Source organism: Burkholderia sp. AcTa6-5 (assembly GCF_017815075.1).
GTDB lineage: Bacteria > Pseudomonadota > Gammaproteobacteria > Burkholderiales > Burkholderiaceae > Burkholderia > Burkholderia sola.
Genome location: NZ_JAGIQE010000024.1, coordinates 83,951 through 107,817, shown reverse-complemented (window position 1 = coordinate 107,817; position 23,867 = coordinate 83,951). Strand labels below are relative to the sequence as shown.

Here is a 23,867-nt window from a genome sequence, read left to right as displayed (position 1 = left end):
GCGGTAGTTCAGTCGGTTAGAATACCGGCCTGTCACGCCGGGGGTCGCGGGTTCGAGTCCCGTCCGCTCCGCCAAACGAACAACAATGCCCGCCTTGTGCGGGCATTGTTGTTTGTGCATTCGGTCGTTGTGCCCGCTCGCGGGCGCGTGACTGCGGAGCGGAGGAAGCCGCCTGCGCGGCTTCCGACGGGACTCGAAGGGCTGCGCGCGCACGCGCAGCCGCGGCCTGCGGGATGTAGGCGAGTCCCGTCCGCTCCGCCAGAAAATGAAGAAGCCCGCCTCGTGCGGGCTTTTTCATTTGAATCGTCCATTGTGCCTTCCGCTGACACCCGACACCGCGCGCCGCGCCCCTACGAGAAATTCGCGATTGCATCCGCACGCGACTGCGCTATCGTGGCGGGATGCGTTTCCGACTCCTGCGCGATGCTCGATCCGACCGACCTGCGACTCCTGTATCAGCTCCGACCCGCGGAGCCCGGCGATTTTCCGTATGCCGAAGCGTTGACGCACGGCAACATGGGCGGCTACTACAAGCGCCATGGGCTCGTGTGGCGCAGCGACCTGTTCTATGCGAGCTGGCGCGAATCCGAAAACTTCATCCTCGAAGCCGACGGCGAGCGCATCGGCGTGCTGCGTGTGACCGAGGAGGGCGATTCGCTGCACATCCGCGACGTGCAGATCGCGGCCGGCCATCGCGGGCAGGGCGCCGGCACCTACATGCTCGAGATGTCGCATCGCTGGGCGCGTGCGCGCGGGCTGCACGAACTGCAGTTGCGCGTGTTCGTCGACAATCCTGCCGCGCATCTGTATCTGCGCATGGGCTACCGCGTCACCGGGCCGCGGCTCGCGCAACTCGGCTCGATCCGCCACATGGTGCGGCCGGTCTGACGGTCCGGCGCGCGGGAACGAGCGATCAGCGGGCCGCGTCGATCGCGCCGTCGTCGTCCGGCGTTTCGTTTTCCGCGACGTCGCCTTCCGGGCCCCGATGCTCGTAGCCGCGCAGCATGAACGCGCGCGGGCTTTCGCCGAATGCGCGGCGGAACATCGCCGAGAACGCGCTCTGGCTCTGGTAGCCGAGTTCGCGCGCGATGTGCGACAGCGGTCGCCCCTGGTTAAGCAGCGGGATCGCCCGCGCGAGCAGCGCCTGCTGGCGCCACTGCGAAAAGCTCACGCCCAGTTCCTGCTTGAAGAGCCGGGAGATCGTGCGCGTGCTCGCGCCGACCTCGCTCGCCCAGTGTTCGAGCGACTCCGCATGCGCGGGCTGCGCGAGTACCGATTCGCACAGCAGGCGCAGCCGTTTTTCGTCCGGCATCGGCACCGCGAGCGGCAACGGTTCGGCATGACTCAGCTCGTCGAGCACGAGCCCGCACAGCAGGCGCTCGCGCGCGGCGCTCAGGTCGCGCGCGTCGAGTGCGACGATCAGCTCGCGCAGCAGCCCCGTCACCTCGACGACGCGGCATGCATCGAGCCCGCCCGGCACGATCGACTCGTCGATATACAGCGTGCGCAAGTAGGCCTCTTCGACGATCACGACTTCGTGCGACACGTGCGGCGGCACCCAGATCGCGCGGGACGGCGGCACCATCCAGGTCGTGCCGGTCGTCGCCACGCGCAGCACGCCGCGCGACGCATACGCGAGCTGCGCCCACGCATGCGTGTGCAGCGGAATGCGGCGGCCGGCATCGACCTGCCGCGCGCGCACGCGCATCGGATGGTCGGCGGTCGGCGCGAATTCCGGCGGGATGTCGATGACGTCGTACGGGTTCGATACGTCGGCTTGGGCGGGCGGATTCATGAAAGTTCGGGCGGCGCGGCGGCGATGCCGTTATTTTAGAAGGCGCCGCGCGTGCGCATGCGGCGGTTTTTCGGGCCATCATGCCGGCTTCAAATGAACTTTGTGTGGGCGTCGGCGAATCCGGGGTGGCTGCCCGCAGCCGGTCGCCCGCAGCCGGTCGCCCGCAGCCGGTCGCCCGCAGCCGGTCGCCCGCAGCCGGTCGCACCGACGGTTCGAACCATCGGGCCGGTATCGCGGTCTATCGATGCGTGCGCCACGTCGCGCCCATCGCGCACCGGTCGCACGCCAACACGGCAACACACGAATCGAAGAGGAGAACCACGATGCGCCACGTATTCGTCTATGGCACCTTGAGAGCCGGACAGGCCAACGACATCGGCCATGCGGCCGCCCGCCACGGCATCGCCGCGCCGACGCTGCTGGGCGCGGCCGCGCTGCCGGGCGAACTGGTCGATTTCGGCACGTATCCGGGCATGATCGCCGGTACGGCCGGCAAGTCGCTGGTGTGGGGCGACGTCTACGAGGTCGACGCGCAGCTCGTCCCGGTGCTCGACGAGATCGAGCGCGTCTATCCGGGCGTCGATTCGCTGTTCAAGCCGGACGAGGTAACGGTCGAGCTCGGCGGCCGGCAGTACGCGTGCCTGTATTATCCGGTCGCCGCGCACGCGGCGGCCGGGCGTCCGCGCATCGCGTCCGGCGATTGGGTTCAGCACCGGCGCGAGCAGGAAGCCGCCTGAGCGTGCCTGCGGGCGGTGGCAGGATTCGCTGCAAAAGAGGAAGCGCCCCGCGGGGCGCTTTTTTCCTGCCGGTGACCCGTCATCGCATGCGACCGCCGACACGGCGTGGCCGTCCGGCGATCGCAGCCGACAGCGTCGTCAAATTTCCTCGTACAGCGGCAGCGTCAGGAATTCGGTGAAGCCTTCCGACGTGGACATCTGCTCGAAGATCGCCGCGGCGCGTTCGTACGGCTGCGTATTGCCGCCGACCGAGCGCTTCACGTTGTCGAGCTCGAGCTTCGCGAATTCGCGCACGAGGTCGGCCGTGACCTTGCGGCCGTCGTCGAGCACGCCCTTCGGCGAGCGGATCCATTGCCACACCTGCGAGCGCGAGATCTCGGCCGTCGCCGCGTCTTCCATCAGGTTGTGGATCGGCACGCAGCCGTTGCCGTCGAGCCATGCGCCGAGGTAGTGGATCCCGACGTTGATATTGTTGCGCAGCCCGGCTTCGGTGATCGGCGCTTCCGGCTGGAAGTCGAGCAGGTTCCTGCCTTCGACCTGCACGTCGTCGCGCTGCTTTGCGATCTGGTTCGGCTGGTCGCCGAGCACCTTGACGAATTCTTCCATCGCGATCGGCACGAGGCCCGGATGCGCGACCCAGCCGCCGTCGTAGCCGTCGGTCGCGTCGCGCTGCTTGTCCGAGCGCACCCCGCCCATCGCCTTGTCGTTCGCTTCCGGATCGTTCTTGATCGGGATCAGCGCGCTCATCCCGCCGATCGCCGGCGCGTTGCGCTTGTGGCAGGTCTTCAGCAGCAGCAACGCGTACGCGCGCATGAACGGCACTGTCATCGTGATCTTCGAACGCTCGGCCAGGCAGAAGTCGCGGTCGTTCTTGAACTTCTTGATCGCCGAGAAGATGTAGTCCCAGCGGCCGGCGTTCAGGCCCGAGCTGTGTTCGCGCAGTTCGTACAGGATCTCATCCATCTCGAACGCGGCGAGGATCGTCTCGATCAGCACCGTCGCGCGGATCGTGCCGCGCGGCACGCCGATCGCTTCCTGGGCCGCGACGAAGATGTCGTTCCACAGACGCGCCTCGAGATGGCTTTCCATCTTCGGCAGGTAGAAGTACGGGCCCGAGCCGCGCGCGATCAGTTCCTTCGCGTTGTGGAACAGGAACAGCGCGAAATCGAAGATGCCGCCGGACACGCGCTGGCCGTCGACCGTCACGTGCTTCTCGTCGAGGTGCCAGCCGCGCGGACGCACGATCAGCGTCGCGACCTTGTCGTTCAGCCGGTACGACTTGCCGTTCTGCTCGAGCGAGATCGTGCGGCGCACCGCGTCCTTCAGGTTGATCTGGCCGTCGATCTGGTTCGTCCAGCTCGGCGCGTTCGAATCCTCGAAGTCCGTCATGTACGAATCGGCGCCCGAGTTCAGCGCGTTGATGATCATCTTGCGCTCGACCGGGCCCGTGATTTCGACGCGGCGGCATTGCAGGTCGGCCGGCAGCGGCGCGACCTTCCAGTCGCCTTCGCGGATCGCCTGCGTCTCGGCGAGGAAATCGGGGCGCTCGCCCGCGTCGAGGCGTTTCGTGCGCTCGACGCGCGCCTGCAGCAGCGTCTGGCGGCGCGATTCGAACGTGCGATGCAGCGACGCGACGAGTGCCAGCGCGTCGGGCGTCAGGATCGCTTCGTAACCCGGCTTGATTTCGCCGGTGATCGTCATGCCTTGCGGCAGCGTGATCGGGGTGCTCATGAGTTTCATCTCCTTGGTCGGTCAGTTGCGGTTTCGGTGAAAGGGGAAGGCGGCAGCGCTGCGAAACGTCATGCACCCGGGCCGGGGCGCGTGCGGTTTGCGGGTCTGCCGGACGGAGCCGGGGCGGGGGTGGCGAGGAACGCGAGCAGGTCGGCCATGCCGGCGCCCGTGCCGTCGGGCGGCGCGCCGAGTTCCTCGGCGGGCGCGCCCGTGCGGTTGAGCCAGAACGTCGTGTAGCCGAACCAGGTGGCGCCCGCGACGTCCCACGCGTTCGACGACACGAACACGATGCCGCGCGGGTTCGCGCCGAACGCGGCGGTGCCGAGCGCATACGCGGCCGGGCTCGGCTTGTACGCGCGCACGGTGTCGGCCGACAGCACGCGATCGAACAGGCCGGTCATGCCCGCGCTCTTGATCGCGATGTCGAGCATCTGCGGGGTGCCGTTCGACAGGATCGCGAGCGGCGGGCGCGGGTCGAGCGCGTGCAGCTGGCGCAGCGCGGGCACCGTGTCGGGATAGGTGGACAGGCACGCGTATTCGTCCATCAGGCGTTTCTCGGCCGCACTGTTCAGCGCGAGCCCGAGCCTGCGCGCGGCGAACCGCAGCGCGTCGAGCGTGATGTCCCGAAACGGGCGATAGTGCGCGCCGGCCGGATCGGCGAGCGTGCGCAGCTGCGAGTATTCGATCTGCTTGCGCCGCCACAGCTGCGACAACCGTTCCCCGTGTCCGGGAAACATCTGCTCAGCCGCGGCCAGCACGGCACGCACGTCGAACAACGTGCCGAATGCGTCGAAGAGGATGGCGTCGGGGGAGGAGAGTGTCGTTGTGGCCGACATAGCCTTGCGCTCCAGTTTCAGAGGTCGGGTCGATTCTATTCGTGATATAAGCTGCTAAAAAAGACGCTAAACATCACTTGATCTTTTACTTTCATATACCTAATCTTGTGCGGCTCAAGCTATTTGAAGGACGGCGAGGCCGTCCTCTCGACGGAGTCATGGACCGGTTCAAACAGATCGAAACGTTCGCCGCGGTCGCGGCCAAAGGCAGCCTGTCGGCGGCCGCGCACGCGGAAGGCGTCGCGCCGGCGATCATCGGCCGCCGCCTCGACGCACTCGAGGAGCGGCTCGGCGTGAAGCTGCTGGTGCGCACGACGCGCAAGCTCACGCTGACGTTCGAGGGGTCGGCGTTCCTCGAGGATTGCCAGCGCATCATCAACGAGATGCAGAACGCGGAAGCGAGCGTGTCCGCCGGCGGCGTCAAGGCGAGCGGCCATCTGCGGCTCTCCGCGCCGGCCGGCTTCGGCCGGCGGCACGTCGCGCCGCTCGTGCCCGAATTCAGCGGCGCGCATCCGGACGTGTCGGTCACGCTCGACCTGTCCGACCGGATGGTGGACCTCGTCAACGAGGGGTTCGATTGCGCGGTGCGGCTCGGCGAGCTGCCCGATTCGTCGCTCGTGTCGCTGAAGCTCGGCGAGAACCGCCGCGTGTGCGTCGCGTCGCCCGCGTATCTCGCACGGCGCGGCACGCCGGCCACGCTCGCGGAACTGGCGCGGCACAACTGCCTCGCGCTCGCGGCGAATGCGAACCAGCAGCGCGGCTGGGCGTTCCAGGAAGGCGACAAGGTCGTGTCGATCCGCGTGAACGGCACGATGGAATGCTCGGACGGCGCAGTGCTGCACGAATGGTGCCTCGCCGGCCACGGCCTCGCGTGGCGCTCGTGGTGGGAAGTCGGCGAGGACGTCGCGGCCGGCCGGCTCGTCAGCGTGCTCGATGCGTTCGCCGCGCCGCCGATCGGCATTCACGCGGTGTTTCCGCAGCGCCGACATCTGCCGCTGCGCGTGCGCCTGTTTCTCGATTACCTGAAGCACACGTACGAGCGGCCCGGCTATTGGGGCGAGTAGGCGCCGCGCGCCCGCGTGTTTCCGATATGAGGGCGAACCCGCTGGCGGTGCGGCTTGCGCGGTTTCACCCACTACAATCGTAAGAGGCGTGCACGCGGTGTCGCGGCCGGCTCGGCCGGAGCCGGGGCGCGCGGCGTGCGATTGACGAAGGAGGGCGCGATGTTCCGGCACATCCTCGTTCCAACCGACGGTTCCGAACTGTCGCAAAAGGCGATCGACGGCGCGATCGACCTGGCGCGCGCGGTCGGCGCGCAGGTTACGGCCTATGCGTGCCTGCCGCAATACCCGTACTCGCCGTTTTCCGAAGTGATCATCGAGCCGCCCGCCGATTTCCGCGCGCGCAGCGAGCGCGAGGCGCGCGCGCATCTCGACGAGGTGGAAGCGGCCGCGAAGGCGGCCGGGGTCGCGTGCGACACGTGGACGAGCGTGCATCCGTCGCCGTATCTCGGCATCATCGAGGCGGCCGAACGCGGCGGGTGTGACGTGATCTTCATGGCGTCCCACGGACGCCGCGGGCTCGGCAGCCTGCTGATCGGCAGCGAGACGCAGCGCGTGCTGACCCATACGAAAATTCCGGTGATCGTCTATCGGTAGGGCAGCGCCGGCCGTGGCGGGGCGGGCTGCGCATCGGAAAAAGGGCGCGCCGGACGAAGCCGGCGCGCAGCGTTGCTGGCGGCCCGCAGGCCGCGCGGCCGGTTGCGCGATGGGACTCGCGCGCCTGCCGTCTCCTCCCTGATTGTTGTTCCGGTGGCCGATGCCGCGGCGTCGCGAGACGCGGCGGGCATCGGCGTAACGCCTGGCGTGTTACGCGACCTTCTTGCCGTCGAAGAACTGTTCGTCCTCGGTCGAGCCGTGCAGCGCGGTCGTCGACGCTTCGCGTTCGACCGTCTGCGTCACCGCGTCGAAGTAGCCGGTGCCGACCTCGCGCTGGTGCTTGACGGCCGTGAAGCCCTTGTCGGCCGCCGCGAACTCGGCCTGCTGCAGTTCGACGAACGCGCTCATCTGCGTGCGGGCATAGCCGTGCGCGAGGTTGAACATCGAGTAGTTCAGCGCATGGAAGCCGGCCAGCGTGATGAACTGGAACTTGTAGCCCATCGCGCCGAGTTCCTTCTGGAACTTGGCGATCGTCGCGTCGTCGAGGTTCTTCTTCCAGTTGAACGACGGCGAGCAGTTGTACGACAGCAGCTTGCCCGGGAACTGCTTGTGGATCGCTTCCGCGAACTTCTTCGCGTACTCGAGATCCGGCTTGCCCGTTTCGCACCAGATCAGGTCCGCGTACGGTGCGTACGCGAGGCCGCGCGAGATCGCCTGCTCGAGGCCCGGCTTCGTGCGGAAGAAGCCTTCCACCGTGCGCTCGCCGGTCAGGAACGGCTTGTCGTTGTCGTCGACGTCGGACGTGATCAGGTCGGCCGCTTCCGCGTCGGTGCGGGCCACCAGCACGGTCGGCGTGCCCATCACGTCGGCCGCGAGACGCGCGGCCGACAGCTTCGCGACGGCTTCGCGCGTCGGCACGAGCACCTTGCCGCCCATGTGGCCACACTTCTTCACCGACGCGAGCTGGTCCTCGAAGTGGACGCCCGCCGCGCCGGCCTCGATCATCGCCTTCATCAGCTCGAACGCGTTGAGCACGCCGCCGAAGCCGGCTTCCGCATCGGCGACGATCGGCGCGAAGAAATCGACGTAGCCTTCGTCGCCCGGGTTCTTGCCTTCCGACCACTGGATCTGGTCGGCGCGCGTGAGCGTGTTGTTGATGCGCTTGACGACGAGCGGCACCGAGTTCGCCGGATACAGCGACTGGTCCGGGTACATTTCGCCCGCGACGTTCGCGTCGCCGGCCACTTGCCAGCCGGACAGGTAGATGGCCTTCAGGCCGGCCTTCACCTGCTGCATCGCCTGGTTGCCGGTCAGCGCGCCGAGGGCGTTGACGAACGGCTCGTTGTTGATGAGGCTCCACAGCTTTTCCGCGCCGCGCTTGGCCAGCGTGTGCTCGATCGGGATCGAGCCGCGCAGGCGGACCACGTCCTCGGCCAAGTAGCTGCGCTTGATGCCCTTCCAGCGCGGATCGGTTTCCCATTGCTGCTGCAGTTCCTGTGCCTGTTGCTGACGCGACATGATGAGCTCCTTGATGCGATGTATGCGTGACGGGCCGAATCTGGCGGTGACGATGCGGTTCGCGAGGCGGGGAAGCGATGCGTTCCCGTTCGCGAGGTCTTGTATAAGAGTCTAGGCAAATCGGCGGGAGCGAAACAGGGGCTGGCTCGGGAAGTGCGGAATTTTTTAATTGTTTTTAATCAACGGGTTGCATTCGTCATTTCGAGATAAGAAATGCGTTTTCCTATCCCGCAATCGCACGGGTTGTGCCGTGCAGCATGATTTTTTACGACGCAAAAAAATTTCCTGCATCGTGAAATTGGCGGTGGGGCGAAAAAAAACCGGCGCGGATGCGCCGGTTGGTTGAATGGGCGAGATGCCCATCCGCGGGGGCGGCTGCAGGGCCGCCCAGATGCTTACGATGCCGAATTGCTACGGCGCGGGGCGCCGCTGCGCTGGCCGTCGCGACGCGGGCCGCCGTCACGGCTGCCGCCCGGCTTGCCGCTCCAGCCACCGCCATTGCCGCCGCCGTAGCTGCGACCGTTGCCGCTGCTATTGCCGTTGCCGCCATAACCGCCGCCCGGCTTGCCGCCGAAACGACGACCGCCGTTACCACCGCCCGGACGGCCGCGGCCGCCGGTGCCGCCGTTACGCGGGGGCGACTTGCGCGGCTCGAAACCTTCGACCACGTTGACCGGCAGCGGCGAGCGCACGAAGCGTTCGATGCGCTTGAGCGCGCCTTGCTCGGCGTGGTGCACGAGGCTGACCGCCGTGCCCGAACGGCCCGCGCGGCCGGTACGGCCGATACGGTGCACGTAGTCTTCCGCGAACTTCGGCAGGTCGTAGTTGAACACGTGCGTGATGCCCGGGATGTCGATGCCGCGTGCCGCGACGTCGGTCGCCACCAGCACGCGCACGCGGCGCTCGCGCAGCGCACGGATCGTGCGGTTGCGCGCGCCCTGCGGCAGGTCGCCGTGCAGCGCGGCCGATTCGAAGCCTGCGTCGGCGAGACGGCCGGCGAGCTGGTCGGCGTCGATCTTGGTCGCCGTGAAGATGATCGCCTGGTCGAGCGCGTCGTCGCGCAACAGGTGATCGAGCAGGCGATCCTTGTGATCGCGGTCGTCGACGTAGTGGACCGTCTGCGCGATGTTCGTGCGCGACTCGAGGCGCTGCTGGATCTCGATGCGCTCCGGGTCCTTCAGCAGGCGGCCCGTCAGCGAACCGATCTTGCCGTCGAGCGTGGCCGAGAACAGCATCGTCTGGCGCGATTCCGGCGTGGCGGCGACGATCGTTTCGATGTCTTCGATGAAGCCCATGTCGAGCATGCGGTCGGCTTCGTCGAGCACCAGCATCTTCAGTTCGGACAGGTCGATACGGCCGCGCTCGAGGTGATCGAGCAGGCGGCCCGGCGTCGCAACCAGGATTTCCGGGTTCTTCGCGAGCAGCATCAGCTGCTGGCCGTAGGCGACGCCGCCGAGGATGCTGACCGTGCGCAGGCGCTTCAGGTGCTTGCCGTACGTCGAGGCGGCCGTCGTGACCTGCATCGCGAGTTCGCGGGTCGGCGTCAGCACGAGCAGGCCCGGGCGCGCGACGGGTTGCGGGCGGCGCGCGCGGCGGTCGCCCTGGTTCGGGTCGCGCGGCGCGCGCGGCTGCTGCGCCTGCGTCTTCTGGAGCTGCGCGAAACGTTCGATCGCGGGCAGCATGAATGCGGCGGTCTTGCCCGAACCGGTCGGGCTCGACACCAGCAGGTCGCGGCCGGCGATGCCGGCCGGAATCGCGCGCTGCTGGACCGGCGTCGGCTTCACGTAGCCGGCGGCCTGCAGCGCGGAGACGATCTCCGGCGACAACCCGAGCGACGCGAAGCTCGGCTCGTCCGACGCCGGTTCGACCGCGGCCGGTGCGGCGGCGGCGTCGAGACCGAGCGCCTGGTCGGCGATCGCGTTGAGCGGGCTGGAGTTGATGCTCGAAGTCATAACAATCCTTGAAACACAGTGGGTGAAACGTCGGCGCCAATCGCGCATACCCAAGTCGTCGGATTCAGCGAGCAAATCGGGAAACGGGTGCAATCCGCCGAACCGTCGGCGGATGAGGCATTAGAAGCTGTTTTGGGTGCGGCGCGCTTCTGGAGCGGGGCCGCCAGCCTAGTTGACGACCGCAAGGGTCGAAGCAGGAGGGGACAGGTTCTAAACCGGATTGGAGCTTAACGCTACGAGGCGTCGGGCCGGAACGGCTTCGAGCCGAGCGCGGGAGGTGACGCAGGCCGCATTATAAAGAAATTTGCTGCGCTGCGCCACTGATTTGATTGCCTATTGCGGCGAGGGCGGTTTGGTCAGGAAGCCGTGCCGTTTTTCAGCGATTCGACGAGTTCGACGTACTGCTGCTTCGCCGCGTCCGGCGACGTGCCCTTCAGCGCTTCCCAGGCATCGTACTTGTACTTGCCGACGATATCGGTGAAGCCGGGCTTGTCGCCGTGCGCGTCGCCGTCGGTCGCCTGCTTGAAGAGCGCGTACAGGCGCAGCAGGGTCAGATTGCCCGGCCGTTCCGTCAGTTGCTTGACGTCGATCTGGGCCTGGTCGAATTGGGCGGTGAGTTCGCTCATCGGGTGTCTCCGTAAGGGTTTCAGATCGGCCGATCTTAACAAGCGGACCGTCGCGCCGGGTCGAGCGATCCTTCCAAACCGCCGCCGGCGCCGCACGTGCGCACAGATCGGGCCCGATCGCCCGTGGGAGCGGGGCGGCGCATTACAATGTCGGCCATGACGCAAACAGTGCTCCTCGCCATCGATACGTCGACCGAATACTGCTCGGTCGCGCTGCTGCGCTCGGCCCCGGCCGATGACGCCGTTTCCACTCCGCAAACCTGGGTCCGTCACGAACCGACGGGCGCCGTGTCGAGCACGCGCGTGCTGCCGGCGATCCAGGAACTCTTCGCCGAATCCGGGCTGACGCTCGCCGACTGCGACGCGATCGCGTTCGGCGCGGGCCCCGGCTCGTTCACGGGCCTGCGTACCGCGACGGGCATTACCCAGGGCCTCGCGTTCGGCGCCGGGCTGCCGGTCGTGCCGATCGGCACGCTGCTCGCATGCGCCGAGCACGCGCGGCTGCGCGCGCCCGGCACGACCCGCGTGCTCGCCGCGCTCGACGCGCGGATGGACGAAGCCTACTGGGCGGATTTCGAATGGGACGACGGCGCGGGCGACTGGCGCACGCTGCATCCGGCGTCGCTCGACGCACCGGGGACCGTCGGCGTGCCCGACGCGCCGTTTACGCTCGCCGGCAATGCGGCCGCGGCGTTCGGCGCGCAATTGCCGGCCGCCGCGCGGGCGGCCGTGATCGACGGCGATGCGCTGCCGCATGCGCTGGCGGTCGCGCATGCCGCGCTGCGCGCGTTCCGCGCCGGGCGAGCGGTGCCGGCCGACCAGGCCGCACCCGAATACGTGCGCGACAAGGTCGCGCAGACGACGGCCGAGCGCCTCGCTGTACGGGCCGCGCAGACGGGCGGAGCGAAGGGATGACGGGTGTCCTGCTGAGCGACCGCTATCTGGCGCCGATGACGGACGCCGATCTCGACGAGGTCGTCGCAATCGAGCACGTCGCGTACGAATTCCCGTGGAGCCGCGGCAACTTCGAGGATTCGCTGCGCAACGGCTATCTGGGCGTGTGCCTGAGGCACGTGACGGGCTCGCTCGTCGGCTATTGCGTGCTGATGCCCGTGGTCGACGAGATGCATCTGCTGAACCTGTGCGTCGCGCCGGTCGCGCAGCACGCGGGCGCGGGCCTCGCGCTGCTGCGCGAGGCGGTGCGCATTTCGCGTGCGGAAGGGCTCGACGGCATGCTGCTCGAAGTGCGGCCGTCGAATCCGCGCGCGATCCATCTGTACGAGCGCTTCGGCTTCATGACGATCGGCCGGCGCAAGAATTACTATCCGGCGAAGCATCGGAGCCGGGAGGACGCGATCGTGATGCGTCTGACGCTGAACAAGGACGAGGGGGACGCACATGGCGTGGGGTGAAGCGGCGCTCGAGGAACTGGGCCTCGCGCAGATCTGGGTGCGGCGCGGGCAGCGCGCGGACGAAGGCGCGGCAGCCGACGCGCCTGCCGTCGCGCAGACCGCGGCGACCGACGACGGTTCCGCCGTCGCGGCCGATCGGCCGGTGCGGGCAGCGCGTGCACCGGTGCAGGACGATGCGCCGACGGCCGTCGCGCGTGGCGCGGCCGGCGCCTCTGCGGCTCGCGAATCGCGGGTGTCGGCGCACGGTGTCGACGACGGCGGTCGCCCGCCTGCGCAAGCTGCATCGGCGGCATCGCCCGATACGATGGCGCCGAAGGATGATGCGCCGCCGGCAGCGGACGACGATTTCGCCTGGTTCGACGCGGCGCCGCCGGGCGAATCCACGCCCGCGCCGCTCGCCGAATCGCGTCCTGCCGGCACGCCGGTCGCCACGCTCGACTGGGATGCGCTGGCCGCGCGCGTGGCCGACTGCACGCTGTGCCGCTTGTGCGAGAAGCGGGCCAACACCGTGTTCGGCGTCGGCGACCGCGAAGCGGACTGGATGCTGATCGGCGAAGCGCCGGGCGAGAACGAGGACAAGCAGGGCGAGCCGTTCGTCGGCCAGGCCGGCAAGCTGCTCGACAACATGCTGCAGTCGCTGTCGCTCAAGCGCGGCGACAACGTGTACATCGCGAACGTGATCAAGTGCCGGCCGCCCGGCAACCGCAACCCGGAGCCGGACGAGGTCGCGAGTTGCGAGCCGTATCTGCAGCGCCAGGTCGCGCTCGTGAAGCCGAAGCTGATCGTCGCGCTCGGCCGTTTTGCCGCGCAGACGCTGCTGAAGACGGACGCCAGCATCGCATCGCTGCGCGGCCGCGTGCATGCGTACGAGGGCGTGCCGGTGATCGTCACCTACCACCCGGCCTACCTGTTACGCAGCCTTCAGGACAAGTCGAAGGCGTGGGCCGACCTGTGCCTCGCACGTGACACGTTCCAGCGTGCGCAAGGCGCCGACGCGAACGGCCCGGCCGGGTCATGACGACCGGCGCGGCGTGCGCGTTCGTCGATACGCTGCTCGACGCCGCGGTACGCGATCTGGCTTGGCTGCTGGCCAGCCCGAGCCTGCTCACCGCGGTGCCGGGCGCGCCGCTCGCGCGCCCCTGGCCGGATGCGGCGGGCCAAGCGGCCGTCGAAGCGTGGCTCGCCGCGCTCGATGCGCAGCCCGGGCCGCTGCATCGCGCGCTCGACGGGTTTCGGCCCACCCGGCTCGGCCGCTATGCCGAATGCCTGCTCGAATACTTCCTGACGCACGGGCCGTCGCTGCGGCTCGTCGCGGCTAATCTGCCGCTGCGCAGCAACGGCCGCACGCTCGGCGAAGTCGACTTTCTCGTCGATGCGCCGGACGGTCGACGCCTGCACTGGGAACTCGCGGTGAAGTGCTATCTGTGCGCGCCGGTCCGCGACGGCGCGTCGCTCGCCGACTTCGTCGGCCCCAATCTCGTCGACCGGTTCGACCGCAAGCGCAGCCGGCTGCTCGACCACCAGTTGCGGCTCGGCGAACACGACGGCTTCGCCCGGCTCGGCTACGGTGCACCGTCCGACGCGCAGATGTTCATCAAGGGCTGGCTGTTCCATCCGCACGGTGCGCCGGTGCCGCCGGTGTCCGCCGAAATCGCGCCGGATCACCCGCGCGGTTTCTGGCTGACGCATGCGCAGTGGCCGGCGTGGGCGGCCGCGCAGCGTGACGGCGCCGCATGGAGCGTATTGCCGCGGCTGGCGTGGCTGGCGCCGCGGCGTGCCGCCGCCGGCGCGGGGTTCGAGCCCGAGCCGCTGGCGAGCGCACCGGAACTGCCGCCCGTGCTGGCGACGCGCGAGGCGCCCGACCTGATCGGCATCCATGAAAAGGGGAGTGACGGCACGTGGCGCGAGACGGCGCGCGGGTTCGTCGTACCCGACGACTGGCCGGCGCGCGCGCAGGCGTTCGCCGCACAGGATCGCTGACGCCGCGTCAGCGGCCGCTCACCACCAGCGGTGAAAGTGATGGACCGGGCCGACGCCGTGACCGACGTCGAGGTGGCCGCTCGCGGCGATCGCGCCGGTCAGGTAGGTCTTGGCTTCCCGCACCGCGCTTTCCAGATCGGGCTGCTGCGGCAGCAGCGCGGCGATCGCCGACGCCAGCGTGCAGCCGGTGCCGTGCGTGTTGCTGACCGGCACGCGCGCGCCGTCGAGCCGCACCGTGCGGGTCGCTTCGACGAGCCAGTCGGGGCTCGCGGATGCGTCGGGCAGGTGGCCGCCCTTCATCAGCACGGCGCGCGCGCCCCTCTGCAGCAGCGCCTGACCTTGCCGGACCATGTCGTCTTCGGTGGTGGCGGGCGCAACGTTCAGCAGCGCGGCCGCTTCGGGGAGATTCGGCGTGACGACCGTCGCGAGCGGCAGCAGCGTGTCGCGCAGCGCGGCGACGGCATCGGGCGCGAGCAGCGCGTGCGAACTCTTCGAGATCATCACCGTGTCGAGCACGACGAAGCGCGGCGCGTAACGGCGCAGCGCGTCGGCCACCGCCTGCACGATCGCCGCGTTCGCGAGCATCCCGATCTTGACCGCATCGATGCGGATGTCGTCGAACACCGCGTCGAGCTGCGCGGTCACGAACGCGGCGTCCGGCGCATGCACGCCCGTCACGCCGCGCGTGTTCTGCGCGGTCAGCGCGGTGATCACGCTCGCGCCATACGCGCCGAGCGCGGAAAACGTCTTCAGGTCGGCCTGGATGCCTGCGCCGCCGCCCGAATCGGAGCCGGCGATCGTCAGGAGGTTGGGTATCGGGTGCGTCATGAGGGCAACGCGCCGGTTCGAGGACCGGCGCCGGCGGACGAAAACCGGAAGTGTAGCGTCAGTGCCGCGATTCGCCGATCAGCGCGACCGAGTCGAACTGACGCTGGTTCGCCTGATGGCGGCGCATCACGAGCCACATCGTCAGGCAGACGAACGTACCGAACAGCACGATCACGACGCCGACCGGCACGTCGAGCCACACGAGCACCGCATACAGGCACAGCATCACGAGCACCGACAGGTTCTCGTTGAAGTTCTGCACCGCGATCGAATGACCGGCCGACAGCAGCACGTGGCCGCGATGCTGCAGCAGCGCGTTCATCGGCACGACGAAGTAGCCGGACAGCGCGCCGACGCCGATCAGGAAGATGTACGCGACGATCAGGTAGAACGGCAGGCGCAGATGGCCGAAATGCACGGCCCAGTGCGACGGGAACAGGTCGCGCGTGTAGAACGCCATCAGCATCACCGCGATGCCCATGATGATGCCGACGGGCAGCACGGTCAGCGACTTCTTCAGCGGAATCCGCGCGGCGGCGGCAATCGCGCCGGCCGCGACGCCGACCGCGACGACGGCCTGCAGGATCGCGCCTTCGGACAGCGACATGTTGAGCGACACCTCGGCCCACTTCAGCACGATGAACTGCAGCGTCGCGCCCGCTCCCCAGAACAGCGTCGTGACCGCGAGCGAGATCTGGCCGAGCTTGTCGCGCCAGAGCACCATGAAGCAGTCGGCGAAATCGGTGAGCAGCTTGACCGGGCCGCGTTCCTGCTTCGGATAGCGGGCGCCCGTATCGGGAATGCGCAGGTTGAACAGCGCGGCGACCACGTAGATCGCCATGATGATCGCCATCGCGGCTTCGGCGGGCGTGCCGATCCAGGCCGGCGTGTGCGCGATCACGTGCGCCGCGATGTGCGGGCTGATCAGCGCGCCGCCGAGCACGGTGCCGAGAATGATCGAGCTGACGGTCGTGCCTTCGATCCAGCCGTTCGCGGCGACCAGCCGGTCGGCCGGCAGCAGCTCGGTGAGAATCCCGTATTTGGCGGGCGAGTAGGCCGCCGCGCCGAACCCGACGATCCCGTACGCGATCAGCGGGTGCGCGCCGAACAGCATGATCAGGCAGCCGACCACCTTGATCGAGTTGGTGATGAACATCACGCGGCCCTTCGGACGCGAATCCGCGAACGCACCGACATACGCCGCCAACACCACATACGACAACACGAAGAACAGCTTCAGCAGCGGTGTCATCCAGTTGGGGGCGTGGAGGTCTTTCAGCAGGGCGATGGCGGCGATGAGAAGCGCATTGTCGGCCAGCGACGAGAAAAACTGCGCGGCCATGATGGTGTAAAAACCTTTTTTCATCTGATGCGATGCTTTCGTCGCTGCGGCAGGGCCGCGTAGGCCGCCTGGTATGCGATCGGCTTATTCCGTTCGAAATGGGTTGTGCGCACGGCTTTATAACATGAAAATACGCGAATTCGGACTAGCAAGATTCCCCGATCGTTCCGCAAATTGTCGGCTTCGGTGCTCAAAAGGCGCGGTAAGCTGATGATTCGCAAGCGTCTTTACGTAAATTTCCCATGCCGCGCCCGATCTCCGCCACCATCCACACCGCCGCTCTCGCGAACAATCTCTCCGTCGTCCGCCGCTTTGCCGGCCCGTCCAAGGTCTGGGCGGTCGTCAAGGCCAACGCGTACGGCCACGGTCTCGCCCGTGCGTTTCCGGGCCTGCGCGGCACCGACGGCTTCGGCCTGCTCGATCTCGACGAGGCCGTGAAGCTGCGCGAGCTCGGCTGGGCCGGCCCGATCCTGCTGCTCGAAGGCTTCTTCCGCTCGACCGACATCGACGTGATCGACCGCTACAGCCTGACCACGACCGTCCACAACGACGAGCAGATGCGGATGCTGGAAACGGCGCGGCTGTCGAAGCCCGTCAACGTGCAGCTCAAGATGAACAGCGGGATGAACCGGCTCGGTTACACGCCGGAAAAATACCGTGCCGCGTGGGAGCGCGCCCGCGCGTGCCCCGGCATCGGCCAGATCACGTTGATGACCCATTTTTCGGACGCGGACAACGCGCGCGGCGTCGCCGAGCAGCTCGCGACGTTCGAGCGCGGCGCGGAAAACATCGCCGGCGCGCGCAGTCTCGCGAATTCGGCGGCCGTGCTGTGGCATCCGGACACGCACTTCGACTGGGTGCGGCCGGGGATCGTGCTGTATGGGGCGTCGCCGTCCGGGCTGTCGTCCGATATCGCCGACACGGGGTTGAAGCCCGCGATGACGCTCTCGTCCGAGCTGATCGCGGTGCAGACGATCGCGAAGGGCCAGGCGATCGGCTATGGCTCGACGTTCTCCGCGCAGGCGCAGATGCGGATCGGCGTCGTCGCGTGCGGCTACGCGGACGGCTATCCGCGCGTGGCGCCGGAAGGCACGCCGGTGATCGTCGACGGCATCCGCACGCGGATCGTCGGTCGCGTGTCGATGGACATGATCACCGTCGACCTGACGCCGTGCCCGCAGGCCGGCGTCGGCGCGCGCGTGGAGCTGTGGGGCAACGCGCTGCCGATCGACGACGTCGCGCGCCATTGCGGGACGATCGGCTACGAGCTGATGTGCGCGGTCGCGGCCCGCGTGCCGGTGCGAGCGGAATAAGGGCGTCGCGCGTGGCCAAACAGAAAACCGTATACGTCTGCAGCGAGTGCGGCGGACAGACCCCGAAGTGGCAGGGCCAGTGCCCGTCGTGCCAGGCGTGGAACACGCTCGTCGAATCGGTCGCCGAGTCGCCGGCCGCCCATCGGTTCCAGTCGCTCGCGAAGCGGGCGCCGGTCCAGCGTCTCGCCGACATCGAGGCTGCCGACGTCCCGCGCTTCTCGACCGGCATCGGCGAATTCGACCGCGTGCTGGGCGGCGGGCTGGTGCCCGGCGGCGTCGTGCTGATCGGTGGCGATCCGGGCATCGGCAAGTCGACGCTGCTGCTGCAGTCGCTCGCGGATATCGCGAACGAGCGGCGCGCGCTCTATATCAGTGGCGAGGAATCGGCCGCGCAGATCGCGTTGCGCGCGCAACGGCTCGCGCTGCTCGACGGCGGCGCGCCGGCGGCCGAACTGAAGCTGCTCGCCGAGATCCAGCTCGAGAAGATCCAGGCCGCGATCGACGCGGAGCGGCCGGACGTGGCCGTCATCGACTCGATCCAGACCGTCTATTCCGAGGCGCTGACGTCGGCGCCGGGCTCGGTCGCGCAGGTGCGCGAGTGCGCGGCGCAGCTCACGCGCATCGCGAAACAGTCGGGCACCGCGATCATCATGGTCGGGCACGTGACGAAGGAGGGTAACCTCGCCGGCCCGCGCGTGCTCGAGCACATCGTCGACACGGTGCTGTACTTCGAGGGCGACACGCATTCGTCGTTCCGGCTCGTGCGCGCGTTCAAGAACCGCTTCGGCGCGGTCAACGAACTCGGCGTGTTCGCGATGACCGAGCGCGGGCTGCGCGGCGTGGCCAACCCGTCCGCGCTGTTCCTGTCGCAGCACGAGCAGGTCGTGCCCGGTTCGTGCGTGCTCGTCACGCAGGAGGGCACGCGCCCGCTGCTCGTCGAAATCCAGGCGCTCGTCGATACGGCGCACGTGCCGAACCCGCGCCGGCTCGCGGTCGGCCTCGAGCAGAACCGGCTCGCGATGCTGCTTGCGGTGCTGCACCGCCACGCGGGCATCGCGGCCTTCGATCAGGACGTGTTCCTGAACGCGGTGGGCGGCGTGAAGATCACCGAGCCGGCTGCCGACCTCGCGGTGCTGCTCGCCATTCACTCGTCGATGCGCAACAAGGCGCTGCCGAAAGGGCTGATCGTGTTCGGCGAGGTGGGGCTGGCCGGCGAGATCCGGCCGTCCCCGCGCGGGCAGGAACGGCTGCGCGAGGCGGCGAAGCTCGGCTTCACGTCCGCGCTGATCCCGAAGGCGAATGCGCCGAAACAGCCGATCGAAGGGCTCAACGTGATGGCCGTCGAGCGGCTCGAGCAGGCGATCGACCGCGTGCGCGATCTTGAATGAGCGGCCCGGCGCGCGCACGGCTCGTGCGTCGCCGGGCGATCTGTCGCGTAATTCGCTGTAAAGAATATGTAGGCTGCTGTAACCCGCCGGACATCGCTTTTCCCTATCCTTTGCCGGATTGTCGAACCGCGCAATGCGAAGGGAACCTATGTTGAAATCCTATGGGGAAGCGCCTGGCGGACGCCTTTACAACCTGCGCGGCTGCCGCGTGTCGGAGCCGATTCGCCAGCCGTGGGGCGGCGGATGCCGGATCGTCGAGTGGATCGACGAAGAAGGGCGTCTGGCGCGCAAGGTCGTGTCCGAGGATGTGACGGAAGCGGAAGTCGCCGCGGCGATCCGCCGGCCAACCGAAGGGCGCCGGTACCTGATGGACGACGACGAGCAGATGCCGCGCGATACGCTGCCGCGCCGCTGAGCGGATGGTGCGGCGGGCATACGGGCGCCGGCCGACGCAACCGCGTCGAACGCAGCAATGACAACGAGGCCGGGCCAGGGCGCCCGGCCTTGTCGTTTCCGGGCCGGCCCGGGGCGCGGCCCGGCGGATTCATGGGGTGTCGACGCCCCGGCGCCCCGCCGCGCTATGCCGCCGCCGACACGCTCGTCGCCTGCCGGCGCCGATGGCCGCGTTCAGCCGATCTGCTCGAGTTCTTCCTGCACGGCGAGCCAGTCGGCCTCGACCGTCTCGAGCCGGGTCGTGACTTCACCGAGCGTGCGGATCGCGTCGGTCAGTTCCGTCTTGCGCGCGGCTTCGTAGCTCGCCGGATCGGCGACGAACGCGTCGAGGCGCGCCTTCTCCGCGTGCAGTGCTTCCATTTCCTTTTCGAGCTTCGTGATGCGGTTCTGCAGCGGTTTCTTCAGCTGCGACAGCCGCTGGCGTTCCTCGGCCGCCTGGCGCTTCTGGTCCTTGCGGTTGACGCCCGGATCGGCGCCTGCGGCGGCCGCGCTGTCGGCCTTCGCGGCCGCGCGTTGCTCGGCCGCATGCTGCAGCAGCCAGTCGCGGTAGTCGTCGAGGTCGCCGTCGAACGGCTGCAGCCGATGCTTCGCGACCAGCATGAACTGGTCGGTCGTCGCGCGCAGCAGGTGACGATCGTGCGACACGAGGATCAGCGTGCCTTCGAACTGCGCGAGCGCCATCGTCAGCGCGTGGCGCGTTTCGAGGTCGAGGTGGTTCGTCGGTTCGTCGAGCAGCAGCAGGTTCGGCTTCTGCCAGATGATCAGCGCCAGCGCGAGGCGCGCTTTTTCGCCGCCCGAGAACGGCCCGACCGGGCTGGTCGCCATGTCGCCCGAGAAATTGAAGCCGCCGAGGAAGTCGCGCAATTCCTGCTCGCGCGTGTCGGGCGCGAGCCGCGCCAGATGCGCGAGCGGCGAATCGTCTTCGCGCAGCGTTTCGAGCTGGTGCTGCGCGAAATAACCGATCGTCAGCCCCTTGCCGTCGCGGACCTGCCCGGACAGCGGCGCGAGCGTGCCGGCCAGCGTCTTGATCAGCGTCGACTTGCCCTGGCCGTTGGCGCCGAGCAGGCCGATGCGCTGGCCGTTCTGGATCGACAGCGCGACGCGCTCGACGATCGGGATATCCGTTCCGTCGTCGGCATGGTAGCCGCAGCGGACGTCTTCCATCACCATCATCGGGTTCGGCGCGGCATCGGGCGTGCGGAATTCGAACGTGAACGGCGACGCGATGTGCGCGGGCGCGATCAGCTCCATCTTCTCGAGCGCCTTCATCCGGCTTTGCGCCTGCTTGGCCTTGGTCGCCTTGGCCTTGAAGCGGTCGACGAAGCTCTGCAGGTGCTCGATCGTCTTCTGCTGCTTTTCGTACGCGCTTTGCTGCAGCGCCAGTTGCTGTGCGCGCAGCACTTCGAACTGCGAGTAGTTGCCGCCGTAGCGCTTCACCTGGCGGTTTTCCAGATGCAGCGTGACGTTGCAGATCGAATCGAGGAATTCGCGGTCGTGCGAAATCACGACGAGCGTGCCGGGGTAGCGGTGCAGCCAGTCTTCGAGCCACACGATCGCGTCGAGGTCGAGGTGGTTCGTCGGTTCGTCGAGCAGCAGCAGGTCGGAGCGGCACATCAGCGCCTGCGCGAGGTTCAGGCGCATGCGCCAGCCGCCGGAGAAGCTCGCGACGGATTCGCGCGTTTGCGCAAGCGTGAAGCCGAGGCCGAGCAGCAGCGCTTCGGCGCGGGCCGGCGCGGTGTAGCCGTCGGCGTCGGCGAACGCCGCGTGCGCGTCGCCTTCGGCGGCGCCGTCATGCGCGGCCGACGCGGCGGCGATGCGGGCCTCGATCTCGCGCAGCGCGGTATCGCCGTCGAGCGTGTAGTCGAGCGCGGAACGATCGACCGCGGGCGTTTCCTGCGACACGTGGGCGATCCGCCACGACGGCGGCATCGAGAAATCACCTCCGTCGGAATGCAGCTCGCCGCGCAGGACGGAAAACAGCGTCGACTTGCCGGCGCCGTTCGCGCCGATCAGGCCGGCTTTCTCGCCGGGATTGAGCACGAACGAGGTCGACTCGAACAGCGGCTTGGTGCCGCGCGCAAGGCTGAACTGATTGAAACGGATCACGGCGGAAATGACTGGCCAAAACCGCTATTCTAGACCGCGCGCCGGTCGCGCCGGGCATCGGCCGTTCGGCGGATGCCGCAACGGCGCGATTTCGCCTAGACTCCACGTCGATCCGGTTTCGTAAAAGGAGTGCCCGATGTCCACCCTGTATTCGTTCAACGCGGAGACGCTGGCCGGTGCGCCGGTGTCGCTCGACGCGTATCGCGGCAAGGTGCTGCTGATCGTCAATACCGCGAGCGAGTGCGGTTTCACGCCGCAATACGCGGGGCTGCAGAAGCTGTACGACCAGTACGCGGCGCGCGGCTTCTTCGTACTCGGCTTCCCGTGCAACCAGTTCGGCAAGCAGGAGCCGGGCGACGCCGAGCAGATCGGTGCGTTCTGCGAACGCAACTACGGCGTCACGTTCCCGATGTTCGCGAAGATCGACGTGAAGGGCGACCACGCGCATCCGCTGTATCGCTACCTGACCGACGAGGCGCCCGGCATTCTCGGCCTCAAGGCGATCAAGTGGAATTTCACGAAATTCCTGATCGACCGCGAAGGGCGCATCGTCAAGCGCTACGCGCCGTCCACCAAGCCCGACGAAATCGCCGCGGACATCGACAAGCTGCTGTGACGGCGCAGCGCCGCATGCGCGGCGCCGGTGCGGATCGTGCGGGGGCGGCGGTCGTCGCGGCCGTTACAGGATCGGTGCGAACAGCCGCGCGACGTGCATCGCGATGCGCCGCCAGGCGGGCGACTGCCGGTATTCGTCCGCGTCCACCTCGTACGCCTGAGCGAAGTCGGCGTCGAGCATCGTTTCGACCTCGTCGGCGAAGGCCGGGTCGACGGTCAGCACCATGATCTCGAAATTGAGGCGGAACGAACGGTTGTCGAGATTCGCGCTGCCGATTGCTGCCGCGATGCGGTCGATCAGCACGACCTTCTGGTGCAGGAAACCGGGCCGGTAGCGGAACACTTTCACGCCCGCATCGACGAGGTCGCGCGCGTAAAGCTTCGACGCCTCGAACACGACGTAGTGATCGCGCCGGCTCGGGATCAGGATGCGCACGTCGACGCCGCGCATCACGGCGAGCTTCAGCGCGGACACCACGGCTTCGTCGGGAACGAGGTACGGCGTGGTGATCCACACCCGCTCGCGGGCGGCATTGATCGATTCGGCGAAGAACAGCGAGCCGGTTTCCTGCTTGTCGGCGGGCCCCATCGGCACCGCGAGGCAATGCATGCCGTCGCCGGGCTGCGCGGGCGGCGGCAGCGCGATCGGCGGCAGCTTCTGCGTCGCCCAGTGCCAGTCTTCGGCGAACACGTACTGGATGCTCGCCACCACGGGGCCGCGTATCTCGATGTGGGTGTCGCGCCACGGCGACAGGCGCGGATTCGCGCCGAGATATTCGACGCCGACGTTGTGGCCGCCGACGAACGCGCAATTGCCGTCGACGACGACGATCTTGCGATGGTTGCGGAAGTTCAGCTGGAAGCGGTTGACGAATTTCCGGTTGGTCGCGAACGGATGGACCTCGACGCCGCCGCGGCGCAATGCGTCGACGTAGCTGTGCGGCAGGTCGAAGCAGCCGATGCTGTCGTACAGCACGCAGCAGCGTACGCCGGCGGCCACGCGCGCGAGCAGCGAGTCGCGCAGCATCCGGCCGAGCGCATCGTCGCGCACGATGAAGAACTGGACGAGCACGTAGTCGCGCGCGGCGTCGATCGCCGACAGGATGGCCGAGAACGTCGCGTCGCCGTTGACGAGCGTGCGCACCGAATTGCCGCCGAGGAACGGCATGCCGCCGAGCCGCGTGAGCGCGAGCACGGCAGCCTGCCCCAGCGCGTCGGCGGCCGGCCCGTCGGTTGCGTCGGTCGCGCGCCACGGCGAACGCGGTGTGTGCGTGCGCAACATTTCGAGTTCGTGGCGCCGGGCGTCGACGTAGCCGGAGAATTTGCTGCGGCCGAGGAACAGGTAGGGAACGAGCGTCAGGTACGGCATGGCCGTGAGCGAGACGGCCCACGCGATCGCGCCTTGCGACGTGCGCGTGTTCATGATTGCATGGCATGCCGCGACGATCCCGAGCACGTGGATGGTCAGGATCAGGGTGCCGAGATGTAGCCAGTCGAGGGTCATGGGCGCTTGAAGGACTCCCGCGGGACGCCCGAGGGGACTCCCGAAGTCGTGCGGCCGGGCGGCCGCCTACGCG

General features: G+C 68.1%; 22 protein-coding genes. 12 read left to right on the top strand and 10 right to left on the bottom strand.

Annotation, left to right across the window (positions count from 1 at the left end):
• The first annotated feature begins 423 nt into the window (after positions 1-423).
• Positions 424-888 carry a GNAT family N-acetyltransferase gene (locus J8I33_RS27150; protein ID WP_069617696.1) on the top strand — a complete coding sequence of 155 codons (465 nt, stop codon included), beginning with the start codon at positions 424-426 and terminating at the stop codon, positions 886-888.
• 25 nt (positions 889-913) lie between these two features.
• On the opposite strand, the gene J8I33_RS27145 is transcribed toward J8I33_RS27150, so the two are convergent.
• Positions 914-1,795 carry a helix-turn-helix transcriptional regulator gene (locus tag J8I33_RS27145; protein WP_050012934.1) on the bottom strand — a complete coding sequence of 294 codons (882 nt, stop codon included), beginning with the start codon at positions 1,793-1,795 and terminating at the stop codon, positions 914-916.
• A 323-nt stretch (positions 1,796-2,118) separates the two neighbouring features.
• On the opposite strand from J8I33_RS27145, the gene J8I33_RS27140 reads away from it, so the two are divergent.
• Positions 2,119-2,532, top strand: a complete 414-nt coding sequence (locus J8I33_RS27140) for a gamma-glutamylcyclotransferase family protein (protein ID WP_050012933.1) — start codon at positions 2,119-2,121, stop codon at positions 2,530-2,532.
• Between the two features lie 138 nt (positions 2,533-2,670).
• Here the strand turns inward: J8I33_RS27140 and aceB are convergent, their stop codons facing one another.
• Both aceB and J8I33_RS27130 read right to left on the bottom strand, forming a co-directional pair.
• The gene (gene aceB / locus J8I33_RS27135; RefSeq protein WP_050012932.1) at positions 2,671-4,263 is read right to left on the bottom strand and encodes a malate synthase A; all 1,593 of its coding nucleotides are present in this window, start codon (positions 4,261-4,263) and stop codon (positions 2,671-2,673) included.
• Between the two features lie 68 nt (positions 4,264-4,331).
• On the bottom strand, positions 4,332-5,099 hold the full coding sequence (locus J8I33_RS27130; RefSeq protein WP_050012931.1) for a haloacid dehalogenase type II: 768 nt from the start codon (positions 5,097-5,099) through the stop codon (positions 4,332-4,334).
• A gap of 158 nt (positions 5,100-5,257) precedes the next feature.
• Between J8I33_RS27130 and J8I33_RS27125 the strand changes: the two genes are divergently transcribed.
• Positions 5,258-6,163: a LysR family transcriptional regulator gene (locus tag J8I33_RS27125; protein WP_050012930.1), complete on the top strand. Its 906-nt coding sequence runs from the start codon at positions 5,258-5,260 to the stop codon at positions 6,161-6,163.
• A 159-nt stretch (positions 6,164-6,322) separates the two neighbouring features.
• Positions 6,323-6,757 (top strand): universal stress protein, encoded by a 435-nt coding sequence (locus J8I33_RS27120; protein ID WP_050012929.1) that lies wholly within the window; start codon positions 6,323-6,325, stop codon positions 6,755-6,757.
• 210 nt (positions 6,758-6,967) lie between these two features.
• Here the strand turns inward: J8I33_RS27120 and aceA are convergent, their stop codons facing one another.
• From aceA to J8I33_RS27105, 3 genes are all read right to left on the bottom strand, one after another.
• Complete coding sequence (gene aceA, locus J8I33_RS27115) at positions 6,968-8,275, bottom strand: isocitrate lyase (protein WP_050012928.1); 1,308 nt, start codon at positions 8,273-8,275, stop codon at positions 6,968-6,970.
• Between the two features lie 395 nt (positions 8,276-8,670).
• Positions 8,671-10,227 (bottom strand): DEAD/DEAH box helicase, encoded by a 1,557-nt coding sequence (locus J8I33_RS27110; protein WP_050012927.1) that lies wholly within the window; start codon positions 10,225-10,227, stop codon positions 8,671-8,673.
• 356 nt (positions 10,228-10,583) lie between these two features.
• Positions 10,584-10,853 carry an acyl-CoA-binding protein gene (locus tag J8I33_RS27105; RefSeq protein ID WP_050012926.1) on the bottom strand — a complete coding sequence of 90 codons (270 nt, stop codon included), beginning with the start codon at positions 10,851-10,853 and terminating at the stop codon, positions 10,584-10,586.
• Between the two features lie 147 nt (positions 10,854-11,000).
• On the opposite strand from J8I33_RS27105, the gene tsaB reads away from it, so the two are divergent.
• The 4 genes from tsaB to J8I33_RS27085 are packed head-to-tail and all read left to right on the top strand — an operon-like array spanning position 11,001 to position 14,245.
• Entirely contained in the window at positions 11,001-11,768 is a 768-nt protein-coding gene (tsaB, locus tag J8I33_RS27100) for a tRNA (adenosine(37)-N6)-threonylcarbamoyltransferase complex dimerization subunit type 1 TsaB (protein WP_124554717.1), read from the top strand.
• Entirely contained in the window at positions 11,765-12,265 is a 501-nt protein-coding gene (gene rimI / locus J8I33_RS27095) for a ribosomal protein S18-alanine N-acetyltransferase (RefSeq protein WP_209927740.1), read from the top strand. Before tsaB ends, rimI begins: the two co-directional genes overlap by 4 nt.
• Positions 12,252-13,283 (top strand): uracil-DNA glycosylase, encoded by a 1,032-nt coding sequence (locus tag J8I33_RS27090; RefSeq protein ID WP_209927742.1) that lies wholly within the window; start codon positions 12,252-12,254, stop codon positions 13,281-13,283. Before rimI ends, J8I33_RS27090 begins: the two co-directional genes overlap by 14 nt.
• Complete coding sequence (locus J8I33_RS27085) at positions 13,280-14,245, top strand: DUF1853 family protein (protein ID WP_209927744.1); 966 nt, start codon at positions 13,280-13,282, stop codon at positions 14,243-14,245. The genes J8I33_RS27090 and J8I33_RS27085 overlap by 4 nt, the downstream gene beginning before the upstream one ends.
• An 18-nt stretch (positions 14,246-14,263) precedes the next feature.
• Here the strand turns inward: J8I33_RS27085 and thiD are convergent, their stop codons facing one another.
• Positions 14,264-15,073 carry a bifunctional hydroxymethylpyrimidine kinase/phosphomethylpyrimidine kinase gene (gene thiD / locus J8I33_RS27080; RefSeq protein ID WP_089488574.1) on the bottom strand — a complete coding sequence of 270 codons (810 nt, stop codon included), beginning with the start codon at positions 15,071-15,073 and terminating at the stop codon, positions 14,264-14,266.
• Positions 15,074-15,131: 58 nt separating this feature from the next.
• Entirely contained in the window at positions 15,132-16,439 is a 1,308-nt protein-coding gene (lplT, locus tag J8I33_RS27075) for a lysophospholipid transporter LplT (protein ID WP_050012920.1), read from the bottom strand.
• Between the two features lie 218 nt (positions 16,440-16,657).
• Here lplT and alr point away from each other — a divergent pair, with 218 nt between their 5' ends.
• From alr to J8I33_RS27060, 3 genes are all read left to right on the top strand, one after another.
• Positions 16,658-17,728 carry an alanine racemase gene (gene alr / locus J8I33_RS27070; RefSeq protein WP_050012919.1) on the top strand — a complete coding sequence of 357 codons (1,071 nt, stop codon included), beginning with the start codon at positions 16,658-16,660 and terminating at the stop codon, positions 17,726-17,728.
• A gap of 11 nt (positions 17,729-17,739) precedes the next feature.
• Complete coding sequence (gene radA, locus J8I33_RS27065; protein WP_050012918.1) at positions 17,740-19,116, top strand: DNA repair protein RadA; 1,377 nt, start codon at positions 17,740-17,742, stop codon at positions 19,114-19,116.
• Positions 19,117-19,264: 148 nt separating this feature from the next.
• The gene (locus J8I33_RS27060; protein ID WP_050012917.1) at positions 19,265-19,531 is read left to right on the top strand and encodes a DUF2866 domain-containing protein; all 267 of its coding nucleotides are present in this window, start codon (positions 19,265-19,267) and stop codon (positions 19,529-19,531) included.
• Positions 19,532-19,743: 212 nt separating this feature from the next.
• On the opposite strand, the gene J8I33_RS27055 is transcribed toward J8I33_RS27060, so the two are convergent.
• A complete protein-coding gene (locus J8I33_RS27055; protein WP_124593998.1) occupies positions 19,744-21,675 on the bottom strand; it encodes an ATP-binding cassette domain-containing protein in 1,932 nt (643 codons plus the stop codon).
• A 136-nt stretch (positions 21,676-21,811) separates the two neighbouring features.
• Between J8I33_RS27055 and J8I33_RS27050 the strand changes: the two genes are divergently transcribed.
• Complete coding sequence (locus J8I33_RS27050; protein ID WP_050012915.1) at positions 21,812-22,291, top strand: glutathione peroxidase; 480 nt, start codon at positions 21,812-21,814, stop codon at positions 22,289-22,291.
• Between the two features lie 63 nt (positions 22,292-22,354).
• Here J8I33_RS27050 and cls read toward each other — a convergent pair whose 3' ends face one another.
• Positions 22,355-23,794, bottom strand: a complete 1,440-nt coding sequence (gene cls / locus J8I33_RS27045; RefSeq protein WP_209927748.1) for a cardiolipin synthase — start codon at positions 23,792-23,794, stop codon at positions 22,355-22,357.
• Positions 23,795-23,867: the final 73 nt, after the last annotated feature.